General features: G+C 67.9%; 14 protein-coding genes, 1 tRNA gene and 1 pseudogene. 11 read left to right on the forward strand and 5 right to left on the reverse strand.

All coding sequences use genetic code 11. From position 1 onward, the window contains the following. On the forward strand, positions 1-133 hold a 133-nt coding region (locus tag ARGLB_RS23215; RefSeq protein WP_003801023.1), incomplete at its 5' end, for an aldehyde dehydrogenase family protein. A 94-nt stretch (positions 134-227) separates the two neighbouring features. Here ARGLB_RS23215 and ARGLB_RS08180 read toward each other — a convergent pair. From ARGLB_RS08180 to ARGLB_RS08195, 4 genes are all read right to left on the reverse strand, one after another. Then, positions 228-1,637, reverse strand: coding sequence for an MFS transporter (locus ARGLB_RS08180; protein WP_003801027.1), 1,410 nt, complete (start codon positions 1,635-1,637; stop codon positions 228-230). A 233-nt stretch (positions 1,638-1,870) separates the two neighbouring features. After that, positions 1,871-4,444, reverse strand: a complete 2,574-nt coding sequence (locus ARGLB_RS08185) for a transglutaminase TgpA family protein (protein ID WP_003801029.1) — start codon at positions 4,442-4,444, stop codon at positions 1,871-1,873. Then, entirely contained in the window at positions 4,441-5,865 is a 1,425-nt protein-coding gene (locus ARGLB_RS08190) for a DUF58 domain-containing protein (protein WP_003801031.1), read from the reverse strand. Before ARGLB_RS08190 ends, ARGLB_RS08185 begins: the two co-directional genes overlap by 4 nt. 14 nt (positions 5,866-5,879) lie before the next feature. Beyond that, the gene (locus ARGLB_RS08195; protein WP_003801033.1) at positions 5,880-6,989 is read right to left on the reverse strand and encodes an AAA family ATPase; all 1,110 of its coding nucleotides are present in this window, start codon (positions 6,987-6,989) and stop codon (positions 5,880-5,882) included. Between the two features lie 188 nt (positions 6,990-7,177). On the opposite strand from ARGLB_RS08195, the gene ARGLB_RS08200 reads away from it, so the two are divergent. From ARGLB_RS08200 to ARGLB_RS08220, 5 genes are all read left to right on the forward strand, one after another. After that, a complete protein-coding gene (locus tag ARGLB_RS08200) occupies positions 7,178-8,065 on the forward strand; it encodes a TatD family hydrolase (protein ID WP_003801034.1) in 888 nt (295 codons plus the stop codon). Between the two features lie 268 nt (positions 8,066-8,333). Beyond that, the gene (locus ARGLB_RS08205) at positions 8,334-9,518 is read left to right on the forward strand and encodes a resuscitation-promoting factor (RefSeq protein ID WP_175304977.1); all 1,185 of its coding nucleotides are present in this window, start codon (positions 8,334-8,336) and stop codon (positions 9,516-9,518) included. A 57-nt stretch (positions 9,519-9,575) separates the two neighbouring features. Beyond that, positions 9,576-10,463: a 16S rRNA (adenine(1518)-N(6)/adenine(1519)-N(6))-dimethyltransferase RsmA gene (gene rsmA, locus ARGLB_RS08210; RefSeq protein WP_003801037.1), complete on the forward strand. Its 888-nt coding sequence runs from the start codon at positions 9,576-9,578 to the stop codon at positions 10,461-10,463. Further along, on the forward strand, positions 10,463-11,431 hold the full coding sequence (locus tag ARGLB_RS08215) for a 4-(cytidine 5'-diphospho)-2-C-methyl-D-erythritol kinase (RefSeq protein WP_003801039.1): 969 nt from the start codon (positions 10,463-10,465) through the stop codon (positions 11,429-11,431). Before rsmA ends, ARGLB_RS08215 begins: the two co-directional genes overlap by 1 nt. Positions 11,432-11,466: 35 nt before the next feature. Beyond that, positions 11,467-13,305 (forward strand): ABC-F family ATP-binding cassette domain-containing protein, encoded by a 1,839-nt coding sequence (locus tag ARGLB_RS08220; RefSeq protein ID WP_003801042.1) that lies wholly within the window; start codon positions 11,467-11,469, stop codon positions 13,303-13,305. Positions 13,306-13,360: 55 nt separating this feature from the next. On the opposite strand, the gene ARGLB_RS08225 is transcribed toward ARGLB_RS08220, so the two are convergent. Then, entirely contained in the window at positions 13,361-13,960 is a 600-nt protein-coding gene (locus ARGLB_RS08225) for a TetR/AcrR family transcriptional regulator (RefSeq protein ID WP_043418442.1), read from the reverse strand. A 246-nt stretch (positions 13,961-14,206) separates the two neighbouring features. Here ARGLB_RS08225 and ARGLB_RS08230 point away from each other — a divergent pair. The 5 genes and pseudogenes from ARGLB_RS08230 to ARGLB_RS08250 all read left to right on the forward strand — a co-directional run. Continuing rightward, a tRNA-Gln gene (locus ARGLB_RS08230) sits at positions 14,207-14,278 on the forward strand. A 121-nt stretch (positions 14,279-14,399) separates the two neighbouring features. Beyond that, positions 14,400-15,890: a bifunctional UDP-N-acetylglucosamine diphosphorylase/glucosamine-1-phosphate N-acetyltransferase GlmU gene (glmU, locus tag ARGLB_RS08235; RefSeq protein ID WP_043418445.1), complete on the forward strand. Its 1,491-nt coding sequence runs from the start codon at positions 14,400-14,402 to the stop codon at positions 15,888-15,890. A gap of 5 nt (positions 15,891-15,895) precedes the next feature. After that, positions 15,896-16,876, forward strand: coding sequence for a ribose-phosphate diphosphokinase (locus ARGLB_RS08240; protein ID WP_003801047.1), 981 nt, complete (start codon positions 15,896-15,898; stop codon positions 16,874-16,876). 348 nt (positions 16,877-17,224) lie between these two features. Next, positions 17,225-17,833: a 50S ribosomal protein L25/general stress protein Ctc gene (locus ARGLB_RS08245; RefSeq protein WP_003801049.1), complete on the forward strand. Its 609-nt coding sequence runs from the start codon at positions 17,225-17,227 to the stop codon at positions 17,831-17,833. 120 nt (positions 17,834-17,953) lie between these two features. Further along, a pseudogene (locus tag ARGLB_RS08250) lies at positions 17,954-18,080 on the forward strand (aminoacyl-tRNA hydrolase); the annotation flags it as partial.

Consider the following 18,080-nt stretch of genomic DNA (forward strand, 5'->3'; position numbering starts at 1 on the left):
TGTTGTGTCCAACGCTGCAGCACCCTTCGGCGGCGTCAAGCAGTCCGGCCTGGGCCGTGAAGGCGGCCTCGAGGGCATCGAGGAATACCTCTACACGCAGTACATCGGCATCGCCGACCCCTACGCCGGCTAATAAACCAGGCGCCGGACAGTATGGCAAAACGCACTGGCCCGCAGGAATCCTGCGGGCCAGTGCGTTTTTTGCGTGGCGGTTGCTGTCCCGGCGTTTAGCGGGCCGCAGCACGGACGCGCGCATACTCCTCGCGGGAAACCGGCGTGGCGTCCGGCGATCCCAGCTGGTGGAGCGGAATCCGGTGCGTCTCCTTGGCGGACCAGGCCGCTATCGCCCCGACCACCGTGATGCCGAAGCAGATGGACCCGACGGTGAGCGGAACGTTTGCCGACCCCGGGGGAGCGACCACCGCGAAGAGGCTCGGCAGGAAGGACGTGATCAGGAGCCCGATGTTCTGGGAGATGGCGAACCCGGTGACCCGCGTGCGGGAGGGGAAGAGCTCCTGGAAGAAGCTGGCGAAGGTGGCGTTCCAGACCTGGTACAGCGTGCCCCACATGAGGATCGCGAGGACGATGGTCAGCGGCACGTTGTTCTGGCTGACCGCGTACAGGTACCCGTAGGCCAGCACGCCGGAGCCCAGTGAACCGACGATCATCAGCGGCCGCCGGCCGAACCGGTCCGAGAGGTCGCCGAACCAGGGGATGAGGGCCAGCGCAATGACGTTGGCCAGCACCGGGATCCAGAGATAGACGGTGGTGCTCATGCCGATGCCGTACCCGGGCTGCGTGGCGTAGGCCGCGCCGAAAACCGCAACGGTGACGCCCACAACGTTGACCAGCGTCATGCAGACCGCCCGCACCACGTTCAGCCCGCTTTCGCGCAGCACCTGGACCACCGGCATCTTGGGAACGTCCTTGAGCGCTTTCTCCTCCACAAAGACGGGCGTCTCCTCAACCCGGCGGCGGATCATGTAGCCGGCGAACACCACCAGGGCGCTGAGGAGGAACGGGATGCGCCAGCCCCAGGCGTGGAAGTCCTCCGCGGACAGCACGGCCGAGAGCGGAAGGAAGACGGCGGCGGCGATGATCTGCCCGGCCTGGGTGCCCTGGAGGGCGAAGCTGGCATAGAAGCCGCGCCGCCCGAACGGGGCGTGCTCCACAATCATGGCGCTGGCCCCGCTCAGTTCCCCGGCCACGGCAAATCCCTGGACGAGGCGAAGGACCAGCAGCAGGGCCGGGGCCAGGATGCCAACCTGGTCGTAGGTGGGCAGCAGGGCCACCGCGAAGGTTGAGACGCCCATCAGCAGCATGGCCAGGACCAGGACGTTCTTGCGGCCGTGCTTGTCACCCCACTGGCCAAGGACGAATGCCCCGATCGGGCGGGCGACGTATCCCACTGCGTACGTGCCGAGCGAGGCGATCAGCGCTACGGTCGGGTTTCCTGCCGGGAAGAAAACGGTGGGAAAGACCAGGGCCGCGGCCTGGGCGTAGATGAACCAGTCGTAGTACTCGAGGGCGCTGCCCACCCAGCCGCTGGCGGCAGCCTTCCTGGTGCTGCTCGTCCGGTGCGTGCCGGACTGTTGCGGTTCAGCCGAAGTCCGCAGGTTGTGTGTGTCGCTCTTCATGTCGTCCTCCTTTGGACAATCGTCTGCCCCGCCGGATTCGCCCCGCTGCCGGGTCTCAGATCAGGTGGGAAGGATGCGCCCCGCGCCGCCAAGGCTGCTGCGGTCCGCGGACAGCTTCTCTGCTTTTCGCAAGCTTTGACGTCCTTGGAATGCGCTTTCCCGTTTCTCAAAGATAAGGTGGCGGCGGTCACATGTCAAACGTCGGGAATGCCGCTGGCGGGGTGTGCGGGCGGCTAGCCTTCCCGCAGGCGCCGAAGGCCGCTGCGGGTCCTGCGCCACAGTACCGAGGCGCCGTGTCCCGTCCCGAGCGCGGCCCGTCGCAAAACGCGGAAAGGCCATCCGGCGACGGATCCCCAGCGGACGAGGACCGACCTCGGCAGCCAGTCGGCCCGGAGCCGGCCGATTATGCCGGCATTTCGGCGGAGCGCCCGCCGCACCTGACCGATGTGCTCGACGGCGGTTTCCTCCGGCAGGCCGCGGCGTGTGCCGTCCTGGGCCGCGGGCCGGCCGTACTGATGCCGCTCGTAGGCATCCGTCAGGACGGTCACGGCCCGGTCGGTCTCGGCATCGGGCCGGTGTCCGCTTCCGGTGTCGGGTCCGATTGCGGTGTCTGGCGGGTTTGCGGAGTCTGGTCCGGCGGGGGTTGATTCGGCCCGCAGCCGCATGGCCGGGGAACCGCGCAGCCGGGCCGAGAATGTCCGCGGGGTCTCGCTCGGCTCAGGACGGACGCCGTAGTCCGTGGCCAGGTCCTGGAGCTCCGACCAGACGAGCGGCGGCTCGGCCAGCCGGTTCCTGCCGGTGCCCGTTCCCCTGAGGCGCCTTGCCCGGATGCCTCCGCGCACCAGGCGGGGTGAGGCGGCCAGGAGGACCAGCAGCAGAACCCCGGCGGCAGTGTAGAGTGCGGGCGCCAGTTGGTTCCCGGCGTCGGCGGTTCCGCCCCCCGGCAGGGGCAGCGGTGCCGGCGCCGTCGACGACGGTGCCGTGGCGCCGTTGCTCGGCACCAGACCGTCATTGTTCTGGTCGTTGGTGCTGGCGCCGCCTGACGTTGAGGAGTCCTGCGCGTACGGCGGGACCACGCCGCGCGAGGGGGTAGGTTCAAACGGAACCCAGCCGAGGCCCTGGAAATACAGCTCGGGCCAGGCATGGGCATCACGGGCGTCAACTTCGAACTCCGGAAGCGCCCCCTGGCCGGCAACGGACACCGTGGCGCCGGTCTGCCTGCCCGGTGCGTAGCCGACGGCGATCCTGCTCGGGATGCCTTCGAGCCGCGCCATGACCGCCATGGCGGAGGCGAAGTGGATGCAGTAGCCGCTCTTCTGGGTCAGGAAATCCGCCAGGACGGACAGCCCGTTTCCGTCATACCCGCCCTGGACGGGGGATTCCAGGGAATAGGTGAAGTCCGGGCCGCGCAGGAACCTCTGGATCGCCATCGCTTTGGCATAGGCTGTACGGCTGTTGGCTGCGACGGATTCAGCGGTTGTCCGGACGATGTCCGGAACGTTCGACGGCGGCCGGATGAACTCCTCCGGGACACCCTGGACGGGGGCGGAGGACGCGTCCAGCAGTTCGGTCGTCAGTTTCGGCACCGAGGACTGAACCAGATACTGCTGGTCCCGGGAGTTGGTATCGGTGCCCTTGATGCTCAACGTCGCAGGATCCCAACTCCACCGCCCGGTCAGCCCGTTGACGGATTCGGGGGCGTACGGAACAGGGAGGTAGGGGCTGGTGAAGTCACCGGTGTTCACCACCGTCACCTGCCGGGTCTGTTCGGGTGCCAGGATCTCGTGGCCTGCGTCCATCCGTCCGGTGCCTGCCCGGCGGCTGGCATTGCGGTCGTCCGGGGACCAGGACTCGCCGTCGAACCGGTCCACGGTGACCGAGCGCAGGTAGAGGGGCGTGGTGGCGTTAGTGGCGTAGGTGATCCTGCCCTCGCCCGTCGGGGTGCGCAGGCTGTTGCCGAGGCTGATCATGGGATTCAGTCCTGTGGCTGTACCCCAGGGGTTCAGCCGGGAGCCCTGGGGGAATGTGCCCTGGTCGAAGCCTGGAACCACAAGCTGCAGCAGGAGCGTGACCACCAGGGTCACGGCTCCGGTCAGGGCAGCCCGCCTGATCTGGCCCGGGTTGCGGGCAGTGTCCGCCTCCGTCCGTGCGTCGGGGGCAAACCACTGGCTGCAGGCGAGGATCACCAGATAGCCGGCCGCCGTCACCACGAACCCCAGCCAGCCCACGCTTTGGGGCTTGATCATGGCCGGAACAACCAGCACCGCCAACAGGCCGAGTCCGCTCGTTGCGGGCATGCCCAAGGGGAGGGCCAGCGCATCCACGAGGATGACCACGAGTCCCAGTGCGGCGCACGTCACCAGGACGATGCCGGCGTTGGGGGCTACCGGTGAGCTCTCGGCCAGCACTGTTTCACTGGCCCGGCGAAGGTGCCGGCCCAGTGCGTCGAGGGTGGCCTGCGAGGGGAGGAAACCCGCAAAGCTGTCACGCCGGAAGAAGGTGAACGTCAGGATGAACGCCAGGGACACCAGGCCCCCCGCGGCCACCAGCACGGGCGCGGCACGGAAGGTGCGGAGCAGGGCCATGGCCAGTGAGACCACCACCACCGTGGTCAGGACCGGCAGGAACCACGCCCAGCCGCGAAGGACCCCGTTGAGGGACAGTGACGCGCCGCAGACGGACAGTGCCACTGCGCCGGACATGACCCAGGGAAAGGCGCCGGCCCCAAATCTTCCGCTGCCGGGGGACGCCGGAGCGGGCTGCGGCTGGGCATCAGCGCCCGGCTGCCGTTGTGATGTCAGTGTCATCGCCCTACCTCCGCCCCGCGGCGCACGTCCGCCGCAGCCGTCCACATCGCGGCCTCGCCCTCGTCGAAGTACATCCAGGCTGCCGGCAGCGAGGTGGAGGCCTCGACGGCGACAGCGCGCCAGCCGCCCACCCGCAGGGCCTCGAGCACGTCGTGGCAGTCCGCGGGTTTGTCCGTGATCACCACGGCAAAGGCGTTGGCGGCGTAGCCGGCTGCGGGGGCGAGGGCCCGCGCCTCCGCGAGTGAAATCTTCCCGAGGAGCGCCAGGACCGGGCCCCGCATCCGGTGGGCCGCGAGTTTGTCCATCAGCCGGTCGTCAAAGACGGACTGGGCAGCGTCGGCATTTCCTGCGTGTTCGCGGCGGCCGGTGTCATGGTCCCTGCGCGCGTGATGCGGCCCCGTCAGCTGGATCGCGGCGAGGCTTTCGGCGATCGACTGGAGGCCGGCCGCGCCGCTGTACTCCTCGCTGTCAGGCTCAGGGGCCGAGGTCGAACGGTGGAAGGCGGGCTCCCCCGCCGCGTCCAGGAACCGCAGCGAGTAGTTGAGCTCGGCGAGGTGGGCGCCCACGGACATGGCCGCCGTCACCGCCCACTCAAAGGTGTCGCTGGTGACGAGGTCGCTGCCGTCCTCACCCGGGCTGCCGAACACCGAGCCGTACCCCGAGGAATGGGCCACGAACCGGTGGTCCAGGATGACCGTGGCCTCGGGTGTCGTGACAGATTCCTCCTGCCGGACCATGAGGGCGCCGTGCCGGGCAGTGGCCGGCCAGTGCACCCGCCGCATCGGGTCACCGTGGCGGTACTCGCGGGTCATGACGTCGTCGTCGCTGGGGTTAGCCCTGGTCCGGGTGGCCGTGATGCCGTCGTTGCCGCGCGCGCCGGCAAGGCCGGTGGGCGGGAGTTCGACGGCGGCCGGCGTCACGGTGAGGGTGTCGCCGTCGTCGATCGAATGCCGGTGCAGCGACAGCCCGAACGGATCCGTGAACTCGGCGCTGACGGGGCCGATGGTAACCTGTCCGCGCTTTCCCGACCGCAGGTGGTACTCATATCGGCTGGTGCCGCCCGAGGCCGACCGGGCGGGAAAGCGGAACGCCGGGGATTCACCGAACCGTGGCGGCAGCCGCTCCTCCATGATGACCCTGCCTGTGCCCAGCCCGGTCCGGGCGACGGCGAGCCGGACCGTGGTGACGGAGTCTGTCTCGACGGTGGAGGGGCTGAACTCCCGGTACACCCGGAACCGCGGCTTGACCACCCTGATGCCGGCCAGTGAAACGAGGGGGAGGACAACCAGCAGGACGCCGAGGGCAAGAAGGTCGCGGCGGCCCATGACCTGGGCGCAGAGCAGCGAGACGGCGCCGGCTGCCAGGAGTCCCCAGCCCCGGGAGCTGAAGAGATGTCGGGGGAGGCTGTCCAGCAGTGCCACGGCGATGGTCCTGACTAGTGGGTATGACGGAGTTCGGGTGAGGTCCGCCCGGCGTTGGCCGTGTCCGTCATTTCCTGGCTGACCGGGATCCGGGCAAGGACGCTCCGGATGACGCCCTGCGGGGTCTCGCCGGTGCTGGCGGCCTTGCGGTCCAGGATGATCCGGTGCGCCAGCACCGCCTCGGCAACGGCAACGACGTCGTCCGGCAGTACGAAATCACGGCCGTCCAGCGCCGCCGTCGCCTTCGCGGCCCGGAGCAGCTGCAGCAGGGACCGCGGGCTTGCCCCAAGGCGCAGCATGGCGCTGTCACGGGTGGCCCGGCCGACGGCCACGGTGTACTCCTTCACGGCTTCGGAGACGAACACCTGCTGGACGGTGGCGATCATGGCGGCGACATCCGCTGCAGTGACGACCGCCTTGATCCGGGCCAGGGGGGACGTGGCCTGGTGGGTCTCGAGCATTTCGATCTCGGAGTCCTTATCCGGGTACCCCATGGAGATCCGGGCCATGAAGCGGTCCCGCTGGGCTTCCGGGAGCGGATAGGTCCCTTCCATCTCGATGGGGTTCTGGGTGGCCACCACCATGAATGGTTCGCCGAGCTTGTAGGAGTGGCCGTCCACCGTGACCTGGTGCTCCTCCATGCATTCGAGCAGGGCGGACTGCGTCTTGGCGGAGGCCCGGTTGATCTCGTCGCCGATCACGATGTTCGCGAACACGGCGCCCGGACGGAATTCGAACTGGCGCGAGGACTGGTTGTAGATGGAGACGCCGGTGACATCCGAGGGGAGGAGGTCGGGTGTGAACTGGATCCGGCTCACGGAACAGTCGATGGTGCGTGCCAGGGTTTTCGCCAGCAGCGTCTTGCCCACCCCGGGGACATCCTCCAGGAGCAGGTGGCCCTGGGCCAGCAGGACCGTCAGCGCCAGCTTCGCGGCCTCGGCCTTGCCGTCGATGACGGTGTTGATGGCGCTGAGGATGCGTTCGCTGGCGGCCCGGAAAGCCGGGGCTTCCAAGGGGACGGTTTTGTGTCCGTTGAGCGGGTTGACGTTGCGCGCAGCACTTCCAGTGAAGCCCTGTCCGCCGGGAAGTGCTTCGTCGATCGTGATGCGTCGGTGCGGTTCCATCGGCAACCTTTCAGCCCAGAGTGAAGCAAAACGAAGCGGCGGAGGTCTGCCGTTGCCCTCGTTGGGCGCTCACATCCGTCCGTAACCAGCGTACTAACACAACTGCCGTGGCTAACAGAGAGTTCCCCGTAAATCTCCGGGTAATGCCGAGCGTCAGGCGGAGCCGGGGCGGCCGCTAGGCTGGAGGAATGCGGCATTCCCTGACTCCCCGGCCTTACCGGGCTCCCGGCACCGACGGCTCCGGCAGGCGCGGTTTCCCGCCGGCGCCCGAACCGTTGCCCGTCCCCGTGATGGACAACCACACGCACCTGGACTTCCCGACTGACGATGTCCGGGTGGACATCGCCGCTGCCCTCGATGCAGCCGAAGCGGTGGGTGTCTGCGGCGCCGTGCAGGTGGGCTGCGACCTGGAATCCTCGAGGTTTACCGTGCGCGCCGTCGATCTGGATCCGCGCCTTTTGGGGGCCGTGGCCCTCCATCCGAATGATGCGCCGGACTACGCTGCCCGCGGTGAGCTTGAGGATGCCCTGGCTGAGATCGAGGAGCTCGCTGCCCACCCCCGCGTGCGCGCCATCGGCGAAACCGGCCTGGACTTCTTCCGCACGGAAGGGGAGGGGCTGGCCCACCAGCGTTACTCGTTCCGCCGGCACATCGACATCGCGAAGCGGCTGGACCGGACCCTGCAGATCCACGACCGCGACGCCCACGATGACGTGGTCCAGGTCCTGCGCGAGGAAGGCACCCCGGAACGGGTAGTTTTCCACTGCTTTTCCGGGGACGCGGACCTCGCGCGGATCTGCAACGGTGAGGGATGGTTCATGTCCTTCGCCGGGACACTGACGTTCAAGAACGCCACCAATCTCAGGGAGGCGCTCGCCGTCGCCGATCCGGAGCTGGTGCTGGTGGAAACCGACTCGCCGTTCCTCACTCCGCATCCGCACCGCGGCCGCCCCAACGCCAGCTACATGGTGCCGTACACCGTGCGGGCGATGGCGGAATTGACAGAAACGGACCTGTCCGGGCTTTGTGCCCAGGTCAGCGCAAATACCGTGCGGGCGTACGGATCCTGGGACTGAACCGCCGCGTGCAATAAACCAAAAATACATACCTGGTAGGCAAATATTTTGGCCGGTTTATAACGCTTCGGTTACAGTGAAAAACTATTAGCCGGGGTCGGGGAAGGCCTCCGGATGATGTAACTCACTTTCGTACAGGCAGGGCGCCTCCGGATGCCCTGCCATGTGAGTGTGGCGACGCACATGCCTGCGGCCTGCTCCGGCCTGTCCGGAGCCACCATGTCGGTGACCGCTGGGGGTACCCCTGTGCGTTTTTCCCCGTGCCCGGATGGCTCAAAAGTTACGGGCGATCGTGGTCAACTTCTTCACGTCAGACGGCAAGTTCAGTTTCATCAAGGTCGGCACCCAGCTGGTGGTGCTCTCGGCCCTCGTGCTGGGGCTTGTTGCCTTTGTGGGCAACAACAAGACGGTCACCCTGAACGTCGACGGAAAAGCAAGCTCCGTCCAGACCTTTGGCGGCACCGTCGAGCAGGTGGTGAAGAGCGCGAATATCGAGCTCCACCCGGCCGACCGCGTCTCTCCCGCACTGGACGCCAGTGTTGAGAACGGCTCCGTCATCAACGTGAACATGGCCAAGGCCGTGAAAGTCAGCCTGGACGGTGCAGAGAAGACCGTGAGTACCACGGCGCAGGACGTGGCCGGGCTCGTGACCCAGCTCGGCGTGGCCAGCTCTTCGGAGCTCTCCGTGCCGAAGGACGCGCAACTGGCCGTGGACGGTTCGTTCGTGGCCATCTCGACGCCGAAGACCGTCAGTATCATCGCCGACGGCAAGGCCAAAAAGACCACCACCACAGCCGCCAACGTCGGCGAGGTCCTCAAGGACGCCGGAATCCGGCTCGCCGCCGCCGACCGGACATCCCAGCCGGCACTCGCCCCGGTGGTCAACAACATGGTGATCAAGGTGTCCCGCGTTACCGGCAAGACCGCCACCGTCACCGAAGAGATCCAGTTCCAGTCGCTGAGCACGGACAGCGCCACCCTTCCCAAGGGGGAGGAGAAGGTTACCCAGGAAGGCGTTCCCGGCCAGACGACCCTTACCTACAAGCTGGTGCTGGTCGACGGCCGCGAGGCCTCCCGGACGCTCGTCTCCAAGACCACCACCCGCGAGCCTGTGACCGAGAAGATCACGGTCGGCACCAAGGAAGAGCCCAAGCCGGCAGCCGCCGAGGCTGATAGCGGAAACACCGGTGCCGCAGCCCCGGCCATGATGAACGTGGCCATGTGGGACAAGATCGCCCAGTGCGAATCCGGCGGCAACTGGTCCATCAACAGCGGCAACGGCTACTACGGCGGCCTGCAGTTCGACGTCCAGACCTGGATCGGCGCCGGCGGCGGCGCCTACGCCCCGAACGCCAGCCAGGCGACCAAGGCGCAGCAGATCGACATTGCCAACCGTGTCTACGCGGAGCGCGGCCTTCAGCCGTGGGGCTGCGGCTGGGCGGCCAGCAGCTAGCCACCGGCAACCACCGACGGCACCTTCCACTACTGAACGCCGGGATAGGATACCTAGGTGACTGACCCGACCCCCTCCGCCTCCGGCACTGCGCCAGCTCCACTGTTCGGTGCCTCCGATATCCGCAGGCTGGCCGGAGAGATCGGCGTCCGCCCCACCAAAACACTGGGCCAGAACTTCGTCATCGACGGCAACACCATCCGCAGGATCGTGGCCGCCGCCGGCATCGGCCCGGACGAAACGGTCCTCGAAATCGGGCCCGGGCTGGGGTCGCTGACGCTGGGGCTCCTCGACGCCGCCAAGGCGGTGGTGGCCGTCGAAATTGACCCCGTTCTGGCGGCGAAGCTGCCGGAGACCATCGGGCAATGGCGGCCCGACGCCGCCGGCGACTTCCACCTGGTCCTCGCCGACGCCATGAAGGTGACGGAGCTGCCGGCCGAGCCCGCGGCGCTCGTCGCCAACCTGCCCTACAACGTCGCGGTGCCTGTGGTGCTCCACCTGCTGCAGCACTTCCCGTCGATCAGGCACGGCCTGGTCATGGTCCAGGATGAAGTGGCCGACCGGCTGGCCGCTGAACCGGGCTCCAAGATTTATGGCGTGCCCTCGGTCAAGGCCGCGTGGTACAGCAGCATGCGCAAGGCCGGCGTCATCGGCATGAACGTGTTCTGGCCTGCGCCCAAGATCCAGTCCGGGCTCGTGGCCTTCACCCGGCGGGAGCCCCCGGCCACCACCGCCAGCCGCGAGGAAGTCTTCGCCGTCATTGATGCTGCGTTCGCGCAGCGCCGCAAGACACTCCGTGCAGCCCTGGCCGGATGGGCCGGCAGCGCCGCCGAAGCGGAACGCTGCCTGGTCGCGGCGGGGGTCGACCCCACCGCGCGGGGCGAAGTGATCGATATCGCCGCGTTCGCGAGGATCGCCGAAGCCCGCGCGGCCGCGGACGCCTGATGGCGGTCCATGGCCTGCGGGGGCGCTTTGCGGCAAGGACCGTCCGGGTAAAGGCCCCGGGCAAAGTCAACGTCTCGCTGGATGTCGGACCCCTGCGCCCGGATGGCTACCACTCCGTGGCCAGCGTGTACCTGGCCGTGTCGCTGTACGAGGAAGTCGCGGCCACCAGCACAGCTTCCGGCGGCATCACCGTCAGCATCAGTCCGGACAGCACGCTGGACCTCGACGGAGTGGACATCCCGCTGGACGAGCGGAACCTGGCCTACAAGGCAGCCGCCATCATGGCCGATGTGTCCGAACACGCCACCGGCGTGCACCTTGAAATCACCAAGCGGGTCCCCGTGGCGGGCGGCATGGGCGGCGGCTCCGCGGATGCCGCCGCCACGCTCCTGGCGTGCGACGCGTTATGGAACAGCGGCCTGTCCCGGGATGAACTCGCCCAGCTCGCCGCCGAGCTCGGGGCGGACGTTCCCTTCGCACTGCTGGGCGGCACGGCCGTGGGGCTGGGCGTGGGGGATGACCTGTCGCCTGCGCTGGCAAAGGCCCAAATGGACTGGGTGCTGGTCACGGCCGAGTTCGGACTGTCCACCCCGGAAGTTTTCCGCACCCTGGACCGGCTCCGCCACGCCGAAGACCTGGACGTCGAGGAGCCCACGGCGGTGGACCCGAAGATCCTGCAGGCCCTGCGCGGCGGTGACGCCGACGCCCTGAGCAGGGTGCTGGTCAATGACCTCCAGCGGGCCTCCATCGAACTCGCCCCCGGGCTCCGGGACACCCTTGGCCTGGGCGAATCCTGCGGAGCCATCGCCGGGATCGTTTCCGGCTCCGGGCCCACCGTGGCCCTGTTGGCCCACAATCGCGAAGCGGCAGAGAACCTCGCCGGCGAGCTGGAACGCAAAGGCCTCAATGCCCTCGCGGTCCACGGCCCGGTGCCCGGCGCCCGCATCATCTCCGATACGCTCCTTTAATACTTTCCAACCTTCACAGCAGAAAGCAGTTCCCCGTGGCACACCTGCTCGGCGGCGAGAACCTCAAGGTCTCGTACGCAACCCGAACCGTTCTGGACGGCATCACCCTTGGGCTCGAAGAGGGCGACCGGATCGGGATGGTGGGCAGGAACGGCGATGGCAAGTCCACGCTGATGCGGCTGCTGGCGCTGCGGTCCACGCCGGACTCGGGACGGGTCACCAAGCGCGGGGACGTCAACGTTGGCTACCTGGACCAGAGCGACGTCCTTGACGCCGACCTGACGGTGGGCGCCGCGATCGTCGGCGACAAGGCCGACCATGAGTGGGCGGCAAACCCCCGGATCCGCGAAATCATGGGCGGGCTGGTGTCCGACGTCGACTGGCACGCCAACGTGCACGCCCTGTCCGGGGGACAGAAGCGGCGCGTCGCGCTGGCCAAGCTCCTCATCGAGGACCATGACGTCATCATGCTCGACGAGCCCACCAACCACCTCGACGTCGAGGGTGTGGCCTGGCTGTCGCGGCACCTGAAGACCCGGTGGCGGCCCAACCAGGGGGCCTTCCTAGTGGTCACCCACGACCGCTGGTTCCTGGACGAAGTCTGCAACAAGACCTGGGAAGTCCACGACGGGATCGTTGACCCGTTCGACGGCGGTTACGCCGCCTACGTGCTGGCCCGCGCCGAGCGTGACCGCACGGCCGCCGTCGTCGAAAGCAAGCGCCAGCAGCTGGTGAAGAAGGAACTTGCCTGGCTGCGGCGCGGAGCCCCCGCCCGGACGTCCAAGCCCAAGTTCCGGATCGAAGCGGCCAACGCCCTGATCGCCGACGTTCCGGAGCCGCGGGACTCCACGGCCCTGAGCAAGATGGCCACCGCGCGCCTGGGCAAGGATGTGCTGGACCTGGAGAACGTGTCGCTCGACTTCGAAAGCGGCGACCCTGAGCAGGACGCCGGCCGGAAGCTCTTCAACAACATCACGCTGCGGCTCGCGCCGGGGGAGCGGCTGGGCCTCGTCGGCGTCAACGGCGCCGGCAAGACCACCCTCCTCAAACTGCTCAACGGCGAAATCCAGCCGTCGGCCGGAAAGGTCAAGAAGGGCAAGACGGTAGTCACCGCTGTGCTCACCCAGGAGGTCAAGGAGCTCGACGATGTCGCCGACCTGCGTGTCATCGAGGTCATCGAACGCGAAAAGCGGTCCTTCAATGTGGGCGGCAGGGAGTTCACGGCCGGCCAGCTGGTGGAGCAGCTCGGTTTCACCAACCAGAAGCAGTGGACACCGGTCCGGGACCTGTCCGGCGGTGAGCGGCGGCGCCTGCAGCTCCTGCGGCTGCTGGTGGGCGAGCCCAACGTGCTGATGCTGGACGAACCCACCAACGACCTCGACACAGACACGCTCGCAGCCGTCGAGGACGTCCTGGACGGCTGGCCGGGCACGCTCGTGGTGGTCAGCCACGACCGCTACCTGCTCGAACGCGTCACGGACCACCAGATGGCACTGCTGGGCGACGGCAAGATCCGCGGCCTGCCCGGCGGCGTGGACCAGTACCTCGAACTCCGCGAGAACGCCCTCGCCGGCTCCACCGTCACCGGCGGCGGAAACCCCGTCACCGGCCCGTCAGCCGGCGGCGCAGCAGCCCCCGCCGGTCCCTCAGAAGCCGAGAAGCGCGAGGCCCGCAAGTCCCTCAACCGCGTGGAGCGCCAGCTCAACAAGCTCGCCCAGCAGGAAGAGAAGATCCACGTCCAAATGGCCGCCAGCACCAACGACGGCGACTTCGACCGCCTCGGCGACCTCAACAAGCAGCTGAAGGACCTGACCGACGAAAAGGACGCCCTCGAACTCGAATGGCTGGAGGCGTCGGAAGTCCTCGGCGAGTAAGTGGTTCCGGGCTGGGTGCCGGTGCCCGCTTCCGCCCGTTCCCGGGAGCCGGAAGTCACGGCTCGCTGCGGAGTTCCGGCTCCTTTTTAAGGCCGGTCAGGCCGTTCCAGGCGAGGTTCACCAGATGGGCGGCCACAGCCCGTTTGTCGGGCTGGCGGGCGTCCTGCCACCATTGGCCCGTCATCGCCACCATGCCGACGAGCATCTGGGCGTACATGGCGCCGTCGGCCGCACTGAACCCGCGGCGGGCAAATTCGTCGGACAGGATGTGTTCAACACGGGCTGTCACGTGGGAGAGCAGGGTGGAAAAGGCGCCTTCAGGCTGGGACGGGGGAGCGTCCCGCATGAGGATGCGGAAGCCGTCGGTGCGTTCCTCGATATAGGTGAGCAGGGCCAGGGCGGCGCGCTCCACGAGGACGCGCGGCTTGGCTTCGTCGGCCAAGGCGTTGTTGATGTCGGCGAGCAGGATTCGGAACTCGTACTCGACAACCTGCGTGTACAGGCCCTCCTTCGAGCCGAAGTGCTCGTAGATCACAGGCTTCGAAACACCGGCGGAGGCAGCGATCTCCTCGATGGTGGTGCCGTCCAGCCCCCGCATCGCGAACAGGGCGCGCCCTACTTCAATGAGCTGGGACCGGCGCTGGGGTCCGGTCATCCGCGACCGGGGGATGCGCCCCGCCGCTGCTTCGGGCCGTACCGGCAGGTTCCCCGGACCGTCAGTTGTCCCTGTGCTCTTGCTCACCGTCCAATCATGCCTTATGTCAAGCGGCGGGCAGGGGCGGCAGCCCGCCCCGGCGTGCTGCCCCGACCGGTGCCGGCGCACCGGACGCGCCGAGGTCGCACGAGCATCAACGTTCGTGGCAGAATTGGTTCTCGTGCCCAGGCTTAGTGCCGGGCATGGTCCGCTCTGGTGTAATGGCAGCACCCCGGCCTTTGGAGCCGTGGAGTATAGGTTCGAATCCTATGGGCGGAACAGCTGCATCAGAGGTGTCCAGTAGGATGAACCCTGTTGCCGGTTCCGGGCACAGGTTCGGACACCGCCGCGCAGGCAGCCGCGGATGCAGTACACGCAACCGAGCAAGGAGAGCCCGTACGTGAGCCCCGAGAAATCCGGCCCAGCCGCCGTTATCGTCCTAGCTGCAGGTGCCGGTACCCGGATGAAATCCCGTACCCCCAAGATCCTCCACGAAATCGGCGGCCGTTCCATGGTGGGCCACGCCCTCCTGGCCGCCCGCAGCATCAGCCCCCAGCGCCTGGCCCTGGTGGTCCGGCACGAGCGCGACCGCGTCGCAGCCCACCTCACCGAACTCGATCCGGACGCCCTGATCGTGGACCAGGACGAGGTGCCAGGCACCGGACGCGCCGTCGAAGTTGCCCTCGAAGCCCTTGACGCCAAGGAGCCGGTCGCCGGGACCGTCGTGGTCACCTACGGCGATGTCCCGCTGCTCACCGGTGAAATGCTCTCCGAACTGGTGTCCACCCACGAGCGCGAGGGCAACGCGATCACGGTGCTCACCGCGATCCTGGACGACGCCACCGGTTACGGCCGCATTCTCCGCGGCGACGACGGCACCGTGACCGGTATCCGCGAGCACAAGGACGCCACCGACGCCGAGCGGGCGATCCGCGAGATCAACTCCGGCATCTACGCTTTTGACGCTGCCGTCCTCCGGGACGCCCTCCGCCACGTCACCACCGACAACTCGCAGGGCGAAAAGTACCTGACCGACGTCCTCGGGCTCGCCCGCGAGGCAGGCGGCCGTGTGGCCGCCGTCGTCACCGCCGACCGCTGGCAGGTGGAAGGCGCCAACGACCGCGTCCAGCTCGCCGCCCTCGGCGCGGAGCACAACCGCCGGATCGTGGAAGCCTGGATGCGGGCCGGTGTTACCGTCGTCGACCCCGCCACCACCTGGATCGACTCCACGGTGACCCTGGCGGAGGACGTCCGGATCCTGCCCAACACCCAGCTGCACGGCGCCACCACGGTGGCGCGTGACGCCGTCGTCGGCCCCGACTCCACGCTGACGGATGTCAGCATCGGGGAGGGCGCCAAGGTGACCCGCACCCACGGTTCCGGCGCGGAGATCGGCGCGGGAGCCAGCGTTGGACCGTTCACCTACCTGCGCCCGGGAACGGTCCTGGGCGAGACGGGCAAGATCGGCGCCTTCTACGAAACCAAGAACGTCAGGATCGGCCGCGGTTCCAAGCTGTCCCACCTGGGCTACGCCGGGGACGCCGAAATCGGCGAGGACACCAACATCGGCTGCGGCAACATCACCGCGAACTACGACGGCGAGAAGAAACACCGCACGGTGATCGGCTCGGGCGTGCGCACCGGCTCCAACACAGTATTCGTCGCTCCGGTCACGGTGGGGGACGGTGCCTACAGCGGCGCCGGAGCCGTGATCCGCAAGGACGTGCCCGCCGGTGCCCTGGCGCTGTCCATGGCAGCGCAGCGCAACGCCGAAGGCTGGGTCGCCGCCAACCGTCCCGGCACGCTGTCCGCGGAACTGGCAGCAGCCGCCGCGGCCCGCGAAGGCCGCACTGATTCCTCAAATTCCCCCGCATCTACAGAAGAGGGCTAGCAACCATGACCGAAATTACGGCTCACGGCGAGAAGAAACTGGTGCTCGCCGCAGGGCGTGCACACCCGGAGCTTGCCCGGGAGATCGCCAAGGAGCTGGGCACGGAACTGCTGCCTGTGGACGCCTACGACTTCGCCAACGGCGAGATCTACGTCCGCGCCGGGGAGAGCGTCCGCGGAACCGACGCCTTCGTCATCCAGGCGCACCCCGCACCGCTGAACAACTGGCTCATGGAACAGCTGATCATGATTGATTCGCTGAAGCGTGCCTCCGCCAAGCGGATCACCGTGGTGTCGCCGTTCTACCCTTACTCGCGCCAGGACAAGAAGGGCCGCGGCCGCGAGCCGATCTCCGCCCGTCTCGTGGCCGACATGTACAAGACGGCCGGCGCCGACCGCATCATGAGCGTGGACCTGCACACCTCCCAGATCCAGGGCTTCTTCGACGGGCCGGTGGACCACCTCATGGCCATCCCGCTGCTGGCGGACTACATCCGCACCCGCGTCAGCGCCGACAACATCACCGTGGTCTCGCCGGACACCGGCCGCGTGCGCGTGGCCGAACAGTGGGCCGAACGCCTCGGCGGCGCGCCCCTGGCGTTCGTCCACAAGAGCCGCGACCTGACCGTGCCCAACCAGGCCGTGTCCAAGACCGTGGTGGGCCAGATCGAGGGCCGCACCTGTGTGCTCATCGACGACATGATCGACACCGGCGGAACCATCTCGGGCGCGGTTCAGGTGCTCAAGAACGCCGGCGCCAAGGACGTCATCATCGCCGCCACGCACGCTGTCTTCTCCGATCCCGCCGCCCGGCGCCTTTCCGAGTCCGGCGCCCGTGAAGTGGTGGTCACCAACACGCTGCCCATCACCGCCGACAAGCGTTTCCCCGAGCTCACCGTGCTGTCCATCGCGCCGCTGATCGCCCGGGCCATCCGCGAAGTGTTCGACGACGGATCCGTCACCAGCCTTTTCGACGGCAACGCCTAACGGCGTTGCCGGGCCCACGCCGGCAGGGTTCCCTGGGCGAGCTCGCAAGCTTAGGGGGCCGGCGGTTGGGCCCACGCCGGCAGGGTTCCCTGGGCGAGCTTGCGAGCTTGGGGGGCAGGTGGGGACGTTTTCAGTAAACGGGCCGGGCACTGGTAAGCTACTTCCCGATACCTTGGCGAGGGAGAGCACCTCCGGAACACCGTATGCACGGAACACCGGACTGCTGGTCTCCGTTATCGACTGGGTCTGAATCACCCTTCTGGTGGGGCCGCCTTCGGGCCGCCCGGCGTTGAAGGTCACTCCAGACCTCCGCCCTTGCTGAACCAACATATCCACCAGGAGATTCACATGTCTGAGCAGAAGCTCGCAGCAGAAGCACGCACCGAATTCGGCAAGGGCTTCGCCCGCCGCGCCCGCGCCGCCGGCCAGATCCCCGCCGTGATCTACGGCCACGGCGCTGAGCCCATCCACATCACCCTGCCGGCCAAGGCCACCACCCTCGCGGTGCGCACCGCGAACGCCCTGCTGTCCCTCGACCTCAACGGTGAAGGCCACCTGGCCCTCGTCAAGGACGTCCAGCGCGACCCGATCAAGCAGATCATCGAGCACATCGACCTCCTGACCGTGCGCTCGGGCGAGAAGGTCACCGTGGACGTTCCCGTGCACGTCGTGGGCGAAACCGCTCCCGGCACCGTGCACAACCTCGAACTCACCGTCGTCTCCCTCGAGGCAGAGGCAACCCACCTGCCCGAGTCCGTCGAGGTGAACATCGAGGGCCGCGCCGCCGGCGAGCACATCCACGCCTCCGACCTCGTGCTCCCCAAGGGCTCCGTCCTGCTGGCCGACGCCGAGGCCCTGGTCGTCAACATCTCCGAGGCCACGGCACAGGCCGAAGAAGGCGAAGCAGAGGAAGCCGCAGCAGAAGCTGCTCCGGCCGAAGAGGCTGCTGCCGAGTAATTCGGGCACAAACCCTTTCCGCGTTGCACGCAGCGCGGATCAGTGGCCGGGTCCTTTTCGGGCCCGGCCACTGCCGTCCCCGCCCCATTTGCGGGCCCACCCCCGCCTTAGGATTGATTCATGACTGACACCTGGCTGATCGTAGGCCTTGGCAACCCCGGACCCGAGTACAGCGGCAACCGGCACAACGTCGGCCAGATGGTGCTCGACGGGCTGGCCGGGCGCATTGGCGGCAAGTTCAAGGCAC

The sequence above is a fragment of the Arthrobacter globiformis NBRC 12137 genome (assembly GCF_000238915.1).
Taxonomy (GTDB): Bacteria; Actinomycetota; Actinomycetes; order Actinomycetales; family Micrococcaceae; genus Arthrobacter; species Arthrobacter globiformis.